Raw genomic sequence first — 9,054 nt, forward strand, 5'->3', positions numbered from 1 at the left:
GTGGCACCGACTTACGCAGCGCCTCCCGGCACGCCTCGCAGAGGCGATCACGCACCAGGGAACGCCCGCAGCCGGCACAGTCAGTGGGCAGAACGAGCCCTTCGATCTCCAGCCGGAGCCCCTGCAACAGCTCCCGCATGACCGGCACTCTTCCAGCACCCCAAAACGCACACCACGCTTGTGGATAACCCGGAAATCGACGAACCAGCAGGCCAACGCTTTGGAAGCCAAGATTCCGGTAATTCGCTCACCGGGAAGAGCGAGGAATCCACACAGAGTTGACCCCGCCACTCACCGCAGCAGCCCCACCCCTCACAGGCAGCACCGCACACAGCTCCGGCCCCCGCAATCGCAGTCCCTCAACCGGGATAGGCAGGCGAAGAGTCCCTCCCCGACAGCGTCTTCCAGTTGGCGTCCGGAGGCAGCCGCACGATCCCCTCCCGCGTCTCCGCGAGCAGCGGCCGGCTCTCCTCCTCGGAGGAAGCGACACCCGTTACGTCATTGATCCCGGGAAGCGTCGGCTGGTCCGAGATGGACCCGTCCGTCTCCAGGTACTGCAACTGCTGCACACCACCGGACTCGCGCCCCACCACCACCAACGTGCTGTGCCCGGCCCACGACGCCGAGACGACGTCCTCCAACTGCGGTGCCAACGGCCGCAGGTCGGCCACGGCCACCTGCGGCTCCTGCAACGACCCGCTCCGCTCGACGCGCCCGAGCCGCAGCGACCTGTCCCCCTCGGAGTCCCGTACCTGCAACGCGATCCGCACGCCGTCGGAGGCGATCTTCACCGACTCGATCCGCTCGTCCCTCTCCAGGTCCGCGACCGGCACCTCCTCGGGGTCCTCACGCCCCCCGCGCACGCGCATCAACCGCGGCTGCTCCGGGTCCTGGTCCGCGATCCAGAGGTCGCCGAGCCCGTCCCAACTGGGCGCCGTCAGACGGTCGCTCTCCGTCTTCGCCTCGCTGCTCACCACGGGTTCGCGCAGCGGCCCACCACCGTCCTCGATCGAGGCGACGTACAGGTCCTGCCGCCCCCGCGTCACGGCGGCGGCTTCGCCCTCCGGACGGTTTACCGGGACCGCGCCCATCTCGACCCCGCCGCTCCCCAACGGCCCGCCCACCGGCTGCGAGCTCTCGCTGCGCACGCCGAGCGAGGCGACGCGGTGCTCCTCGTCGATGAGGTAGGCGCGCTTCGCCCGCCCGTTGAGGCGCCCGGGCTCGAAGTCGTCGGCCATCTCCCGCGTCTGCTCGCAGACGAGCCCACCGCCGGGACCGTTGAGCACGACCTTGCTCACCTCGGCCGACGCCTGGCTCTGAACGGTATGGAGCACCTGCGCAGCCATCCGCGCACACTGCGTGCGCCCGGCTTGCGCGCCCTCCGCGTTCAACCGGACCGTCAGCGCACCGGAGTCGTCGAGCGAGAGGTGCTGGCCCGGCACCAGCCGCGTCCCCGGAGGGAAGGAGGACGAGACGACCGGCGCCATCCAGTTGGAAGGCCCCTCCAGCAGGGCCTTGACGGTCTCCGTGACGGCGTTGATCCGGCGGCGCAGGTAGATGGGATCGGCGACGAGCACGTCTTTGCCCCGGGTCACCGACTCCGCGTCCGGGCCGAGGCTCGCGAAGTAGTAGTTGTTGATCGGCCGGTAGATGCGCTGGAAGTCGGACTCGCCGAGGACGAGTCCGTCCGGCAGACTGTCGATCCGCCACTCGCCCTCCACCTTCGTCAGGTGGAAGTCCTTGCGGTACGTGCCGTCCGCCGGCGAGTAGGCGGAGTTGGCGTCGATCTCCGCGATCCGCCGCCCGGTCACCTCGACCGTGTAGCCGTCCTCGGTCGAGAGCTCGGTGCGCGACTTGCGCGTGCTCGGTCCTCCGGCGAGGACCGTCGTCGCCTCGAAGGGCTCCCAGCTCTTCGCCATCTCCTCGGTCAGGTACTCCCTGGCCGTACGGAAGGCGGCCTCGTCACTGGTGGTCGCCTCCAGAAAGCCGCGGACGATCTCCCGCGCCGACTCGCCCTTCTGCGGGCTGACGCTGAAGACCCGTACCTGCGCGTCCCCTTGCGCACTCTGCGACGGGCTGACCCGGTCGACGCTCCCTCCGTCCGGCATCGACGCACACCCCGTCACCAGCAGCACGAAAGCGGACAGCAGCACGGCGGTACGCCGCTCCCCGGCGTGCGTCACCACTCCGCCGGCGCGCGCCCGGCCACGCCACAACTTACTCCGCACCGTCACGACCTCCTCCGGCGCTCGCCACCGCATCCCGGTGCGAGCCCGCACCAGCCTCCGACTGAGGACGAAGACCCCGACGCCGCCTGGAGTCCGAGGGCTCCAGCGGAAGCGGGGAACTCCGCAACGTGTCCCCGGCGTACGCCGGCAGCGTCAACCGGAACTGCGAGCCGTCCCCCGGACACCCCCACGCCTGCAACCAGCCGCCGTGCAACCGCGCGTCCTCGAGTGCGATGGAGAGTCCGAGCCCGGTGCCCCCCGTCGTACGCGCACGCGCCGGGTCCGCACGCCAGAACCGGTTGAAGACGCGCTCCGCCTCCCCCGGCCTCAGCCCCACGCCGTAGTCCCGCACGGCGACGGCCACCGCTCCCCCACCGGACGCGAGCCGCACGACGACGTCGCGCCCCTCCCCGTGCTCGACGGCGTTGTCGACGAGGTTCCTCAACACCCGCTCGATCCGCCGACCGTCGACCTCGGCGACCGCGGCCTGCCCGTCCCCTTCGATCAGAATGCGGCTGCCCTTGCGGTCGGCGAGCGGCTCCGCGCCCTCGGCGACGCGTGCCGCGAGATCCTCGAGGTCGACGGGGGACGGCTCCAAGTTGGCCGCACCCGCGTCGAACCGGCTGATCTCCAGCAGGTCGGAGAGGAGCGACTCGAACCGGTCGAGCTGGCTCAGCAGCAGTTCGGCGGAGCGCGCCGTCGCCGGGTCGAAGTCGTCGCGGGCCTCGTGGATGACGTCGGCCGCCATCCGCACCGTCGTGAGCGGGGTGCGCAGCTCGTGCGAGACGTCGGAGACGAAGCGCCGCTGCATCCGCGACAGCTCCTCCAACTGCTGGATCTTGCCCTGGAGGTTCTGCGCCATCTTGTTGAAGGACTCCCCGAGCCGCGCGATGTCGTCCTCGCCCGAGACCTTCAACCGCTCCTGCAAGCGGCCGGCGGCGAGCCGCTCGGAGATCCCCGCAGCCATCCGCACCGGCGTCACGACCTGGCGCACGACGAGCCACGCGATCGCCCCCAGCAGGACGAGGAGGAAGACGCCCGCCGTCGCGATCGTCCCCTTGACGAGGCTGAGGGACTCCTCCTCCTGCGTGAACGGAAAGACGTAGTAGAGCTGGTACGGGTTGCCCCGCGCATCGTTGAGCCGCTTGCCGACGATCAGCGCCGGATCGCTCCGGTCGCCCTGCCAGTAGACCCGCGCGTACCGCTGGTGCGTCCCCGGATGCTCGTCGAGCGCCGTTCGCAGATCGACGGGGATGCTCTCCTCCGGACGCAGATCCCCCGAGGACCTCGGCCCCCGCGTACCGATACCGCCCCCGACGAACGGCGCATCGTTGGTCTTCGAGCCGAGCGCCACCACCGAGTAGACGCCTTGCCCACCGCTCGCGAGCTGCTCGACGAGCGTGTTCAGCCAGGTCCCGGTGTTCTGCACCCGCCCGGTCTGCGCGGACGATTCGCCGCTCCGGCCGCTCCCGCGGTTGCCGGCCGCCGCGTCAGCGGTCTGCTGCGCGGCGAGGAAGCCCCCGCTCGCCTGGCTCTGCGCCGTCTTCTCCTTCGCCTCCAGCAGCCCGTTCCGCACCTGCCCGATCACGACGACACCGAGAAGGAGCACGACGACGAGCGACATCAGCAATGTCGCGGCGACCACGCGGAGTTGGATGTTCCGCCGCCACAACCGCAGCACCGGCAGGAGCGGACGCCGCACCCACCGCACGAAGAACCGCACCATCGGACGGGCCCCGGGCCCCGTGGCCCCTTCAGGGAGCAACCCGTCGGAGAACAGCACCCCGCTGCGCCACAACCGACCGAACCTCGACACGTCCGACTCGCGGTCCGCGGCGCGGCCCTTGGTGCCGCGGTACGGCGGACCCTTGCGGAACATCTCAGCCGGGCCCCGCCTTGTACCCGACCCCGCGCACCGTCACGACGATCTCCGGCCGCTCCGGGTCCTTCTCCACCTTCGAGCGAAGCCGCTGCACATGGACGTTGACGAGCCGGGTGTCCGCGGCGTGCCGGTAGCCCCAGACCTGCTCCAGCAGGACCTCGCGCGTGAAGACCTGCCAGGGCTTTCGCGCCAGCGCCACCAGCAGGTCGAACTCGAGCGGTGTGAGGGCTATCGCCTGCCCGTCGCGCTTCACCGAGTGCCCGGCGACGTCGATCACCAGGTCACCGATGGCCAGTTGCTCCGGCGCCGGCTCCTCCGACCTCCGCAACCTCGCCCTGATGCGGGCGACCAGCTCCTTCGGCTTGAACGGCTTGACGACGTAGTCGTCCGCCCCGGACTCGAGCCCCACGACGACGTCGACCGTGTCCGTCTTGGCGGTGAGCATCACCACCGGAACCCCGGACTCGGCCCTGATCATCCTGCACACGTCGATGCCGTCCCGCCCGGGAAGCATCAGATCGAGGAGGACCAGGTCGGGTTTGACCTCACGGAATGCGGCCAGCGCCTTGTCGCCGTCGGCCACGAACGACGGCTCGAAGCCGTCTCCACGCAGAACGATGCCGAGCATCTCTGCCAATGCGGTGTCGTCATCAACGACGAGGACGCGTCCCTTCATGCGTTCATCATCCCATTACCCGATCGTGACGTTACCGCTCGTGACGCGGAACACAGCTTCGAGACGCCCTCCGCATCCACGGGCGAGGCCACACCGGCGTCCGTCACGAGCGCCGATACCAACTCCGGGGGTGTGACGTCGAAGGCCGGGTTGTACGCCTGCGCCCCCGCAGGCGTGATGCGCACGCCGCTGCCGGGCTCTCGTCGGACCGCGTCAGGCGACGGCATTTCGGTCACCTCGTACGCGGGCCGCTGCTCCACCTCGATCCCCGAACCGTCCCGGGTTCCGAGGTCCACCGTCGTCACAGGCGCCACCACGACGAAGGGCACCGAGTGGTGCCGCGCGAGCACCGCCAGCGGATAGCTACCGATCTTGTTGGCGACGGAGCCGTCCGCAGCGATCCTGTCCGCACCGATCAGCACGGCGTCCACCCGGCCCGAGGCGAAGAGCGAGCCTGCCGCGTTGTCCGCCAGAACGCTGTACGCCATGCCCTCGCGCGCCGCCTCGTATGCGGTGAGGCGAGCCCCTTGGAGGAGCGGCCGTGTCTCGTCGACCCAGAGCCGACGCAGCCGTCCCTCGCGGTGCAACGCCGCCGCCACCGCGAGCGCGGTACCCCGTCCGCCGGAGACGAGCGCCCCGGTGTTGCAGTGCGTCAGCACACGCAGGTCCCTGCCGGGCAGCAAGTCGTCGAAGAGGCTACGCCCGTGCTCGGCGAGGCGCTCGCTCGCCTCGGCGTCCTCCCGGTGCAGCGCCCTCGCCTCGGCGAGTGCGGCGGCTGCGGCGGCCTTGTCCCCGGCGTCGGCGGCGGCCCGATGGGCCCGCTCGACGCGGCGCGCGCCGAGCGCCAGGTTGACCGCCGTCGGCCGGGCACCCGCCAACTGCTCGGCTGCCGCCGCCACGTCCGACCCCCGGGCCGCTGCGAGCGCGACGCCGTAGGCGCCGGCCAGCCCGAGCACCGGCGCACCCCGCACCGCAAGCGACTGGATGGCGTCGACGAGCGCGGACACATCGGCGCAGACCAACTCGGACTCCTCGGCGGGCAGTCGAGTCTGGTCGAGAAGCACCAGAACCGGTCCGTCCGGCGACTCCTCCCATCGCAATGTCGGCACATGCTGTTCAACCATCCGACCAGTCTGCCCCGCCCGCCCAGAGAGGCAGAAGCCTGCGGTGACGGGGCCACGCCGTCCGCACAACAGGTCGTGACACGATGGCTGCCACGCGAACACGGCCGAAAACGCGCGACGACGCCGCAACACCGACCCAGAGGTGAGCTCACGTGAACGACTCTCCGGGCTGGGCTTCGCCCGGACCCTCCTCGTCCGATCCCCACCACGAGGGAGGAGACGGCTCGGATGGCCGCAACACTCCCGAGGAGCCCGGGCACGCTCAGCACCCCAACTGGTCGGCAAACCAGCCACCTCCGGCCGGAGGTACCTGGGGCGCACCGCCCCCTCCCGGCGGCCCCGGTTGGGGACAGCGGTCCCATCCGGCCTGGCAGGCGGCTCCCGCGCCCCGGCCGGGCATCGTTCCGCTGCGTCCCCTCGGCCTCGGCGAGATCCTCGACGGGACGTTCGGGCTGTTCCGCCGGCACTGGCGTACCGTGCTCGGCGTCTCCCTCGTCGTCGGCGTCGTCACCCAACTCGTCGCAACCCTGGTCATGGGCTTCTGGTTCCGTGACGGCAGCGACCTCACCGCGCTCGACAACCCCGACCCGACCCTCGAGGAGATCGCCGGAGCAGCCGAGAGCACACTCAGCGGAAGCCTCGCAACGGGGATCGTCGGCGTGCTCGGCACGGTGTTCGCCACCGCCCTGCTCACCGTCGTCATCAGCCGTGCGGTACTCGGACGGAACATCACGTTCACCGAGGCCTGGACGGAGGCGCGCCCTCAACTCCTGCGCATGCTCGGCCTGATGCTGCTCGTACCGTTCCTGCTGAGTCTGGTGTTCGTCGTCGGACTCGTCCCGGGGACCGCCGTCGTCATGGCCGGCGCCGAGGGGGCAGGTGCAGCCCTCCTCCTGCTGGGCGCCTTCGCCGCTCTCGCCGTCGGCGTTTGGCTCTGGGTGCGGTGGAGCCTCGCCGCGCCCGCTCTCGTGCTGGAGAGGCAGGGCGTCGTGTCCTCCCTCAAACGCTCGACGAAGCTCGTCACCCTCACCTGGTGGCGCGTCTTCGGCATCCAACTGCTCGCCGTGGTTCTCGTGTTCGTCATCGCGTCGGTCATCCAGGTGCCGGTCAACTTCGCAGCGCTCCTGATCGACGGGGACGCCGCCGGCTCACTCAGCGAAGCGACAGCGATGAGCTGGCCCTACCTCATCACCACGGGCATCGGCGGCGCAATCATCTCGATGCTCACCTTCCCGATCCAGGCCGGCGTCACTGCCCTGCTCTATCTCGACCAGCGCATTCGCCGCGAAGCCCTCGACCTCGAACTCGCCCGCGCCGCCGGCGTCCCCGGCTACGGCGACCCCCACGCCTGAACCGGGCAACCCCCGACACCGGCTCACACCGAACGACGCCGCACCCGGTGGCCACCGCTCTCGAACGGTGACCACCGGGCCGGCGCCCTGCCCGCGGCGAGCACGCCCGGTGCCGCGCGCGCCCCCGACGCAGCGCCCCCGAAGGCACCGACGCCGCAGGCATGACCAAGGTGAGCATCTCCCCCGACAACCGCGCCGGCCTCCTGACGAAGACCCCGACGCGACGCACACCTCGGCGATCCGCAAGTCCCGTCCAACAGCACGGTCCCCGCGTCCCTTCAGCGAACGTCAAGCCCCGGTCGCCCCGGAAACCACCCGGCGGACTCATCGAACGCCCCCGATGACGCGATCAACCTCGGGCACCACAACGACCTCAGCAGCACACGGCCACGAACAACCGCACACCACCGCACGGACCGAACTCCGCCTGAAGACCGAACAGCCCCCGCCGGGACCGAACCAACCGGTTGCGACCTGTCGATGTGGGGATCACGAGGCCCAACCAGCCGGACCGCTCCGCCAGCCTTGAGGCTCACGGCCCGACGGGTGGCTGCTCGGTTGCCTTGAACATTACGCACTCACCCCGCCCACCACAGCCGACGTCCACCGCCAAGCACCGCGCCACTTCCACCCAACTCCCCTCGTTTTGAAGGAAGTTGGCCCTCCGCCGCCTCCTACGACAGCCATCCTCCCGGGTTACCCCCGGGATGACAGCCATCCCCCGATCGACTGGCAGCACACCCGGCACCAGACCGAAGCACCCACCCACAAACCCGCCCCTCATCTGCTAATACAGCAGCCCGTCCCCGCCATCCGCACCAACCACCAACCCCTCGCCCCGCGCACCCCCCTTGCACTCAACCCCGAGCGTCAGCTAGGGACTCGCCACAGTGCTGAGCACTCCCACTCCGACAATTCACTCAAGGCGCTACAGCGCGAGAACACCACCTACAGCACGCGAACACCGACCGTGCAGCATCCTCCAGGGCCGAGCGCTACTGACGGCCCCGTGCCGCCACACCACGGCCTTCTGGAAGGCCGAGAGCTCTCAGGCCACTTGCCAACTCGTGCCGACAGCCAGAAGCCCAGGGAGAACGAACTCCCGGCCATGACACGAGAACCCACCGCCCTTACTGGCGGCCTCGCCTGACGTTGAGCAAGGAGTCCGCGCCAGCAGTCGCGCCCGTCCCAACTGCCGCCTCCAAGGCGACGGCACCCCACGCCAGGTCCGGCACGACCACCAACCACAGCCCAGATCGATCGGGGAAGAACTCCCTCAGGCACGGAAGAGCGCGCAGAAACGTCCACAACCCACCGACTCATGGTGAACAGCGCCCCGGGCCTTAGGCCGTCTCCGACGACCCTCTGCGCTTCCATGACGGCAGCCAAGCGGCAGAGCCGGGTCTTCCCCGTGCAAGAGCGCCAGGGCCACACGGCAGGCATCAGCGGCCAGAATCCACCCTCGGTCGCAGAAGACGCCTGAAAAGAAACAAAAAAGACCCCTGGCCCCAGCGTCTGAACGCTGGGGCCAGGGGCCTCTAGAAGTAGTTCGGCGGTGTCCTACTCTCCCACACACTCCCGTATGCAGTACCATCGGCGCAGAAAGGCTTAGCTACCGGGTTCGAAATGTGACCGGGCGTTTCCCTCACGCTATAACCACCGAAACACACACAACACCAACACACCCAACCCCCCACAACAGAGGGGCCGGTGTGTGCTGTTCGTTGTTTCAGAACTGCACAGTGGACGCGAAGCCTCTATGGACAAGCCCTCGGCCTATTAGTACCGGTCA

5 protein-coding genes and 1 rRNA gene are annotated in these 9,054 nt (G+C 69.7%); 1 reads left to right on the plus strand and 5 read right to left on the minus strand.

Going from position 1 to position 9,054, the window contains the following annotated elements; translation table 11 throughout:
- Positions 1-359 precede the first annotated feature (359 nt).
- From F603_RS0131185 to mtnA, 4 genes are read right to left on the minus strand one after another with little or no spacing between them, the layout of a single operon-like run.
- Positions 360-2,186 (minus strand): LpqB family beta-propeller domain-containing protein, encoded by a 1,827-nt coding sequence (locus tag F603_RS0131185; RefSeq protein WP_019549849.1) that lies wholly within the window; start codon positions 2,184-2,186, stop codon positions 360-362.
- Between the two features lie 31 nt (positions 2,187-2,217).
- A complete protein-coding gene (gene mtrB / locus F603_RS0131190; protein WP_019549850.1) occupies positions 2,218-4,107 on the minus strand; it encodes an MtrAB system histidine kinase MtrB in 1,890 nt (629 codons plus the stop codon).
- A 1-nt stretch (position 4,108) separates the two neighbouring features.
- Positions 4,109-4,786 carry a two-component system response regulator MtrA gene (gene mtrA / locus F603_RS0131195; RefSeq protein WP_019549851.1) on the minus strand — a complete coding sequence of 226 codons (678 nt, stop codon included), beginning with the start codon at positions 4,784-4,786 and terminating at the stop codon, positions 4,109-4,111.
- Positions 4,783-5,910, minus strand: coding sequence for an S-methyl-5-thioribose-1-phosphate isomerase (gene mtnA / locus F603_RS0131200; RefSeq protein WP_078503798.1), 1,128 nt, complete (start codon positions 5,908-5,910; stop codon positions 4,783-4,785). The genes mtrA and mtnA overlap by 4 nt, the downstream gene beginning before the upstream one ends.
- Positions 5,911-6,062: 152 nt before the next feature.
- Between mtnA and F603_RS0131205 the strand changes: the two genes are divergently transcribed.
- Positions 6,063-7,262, plus strand: a complete 1,200-nt coding sequence (locus F603_RS0131205) for a hypothetical protein (RefSeq protein ID WP_019549853.1) — start codon at positions 6,063-6,065, stop codon at positions 7,260-7,262.
- Between the two features lie 1,547 nt (positions 7,263-8,809).
- Here F603_RS0131205 and rrf read toward each other — a convergent pair.
- Positions 8,810-8,926, minus strand: a 5S ribosomal RNA gene (gene rrf / locus F603_RS0131210).
- Between the last annotated feature and the right edge of the window lie 128 nt (positions 8,927-9,054).

This window comes from Streptomyces sulphureus DSM 40104 (genome assembly GCF_000381025.1).
GTDB lineage: Bacteria > Actinomycetota > Actinomycetes > Streptomycetales > Streptomycetaceae > Streptomyces > Streptomyces sulphureus.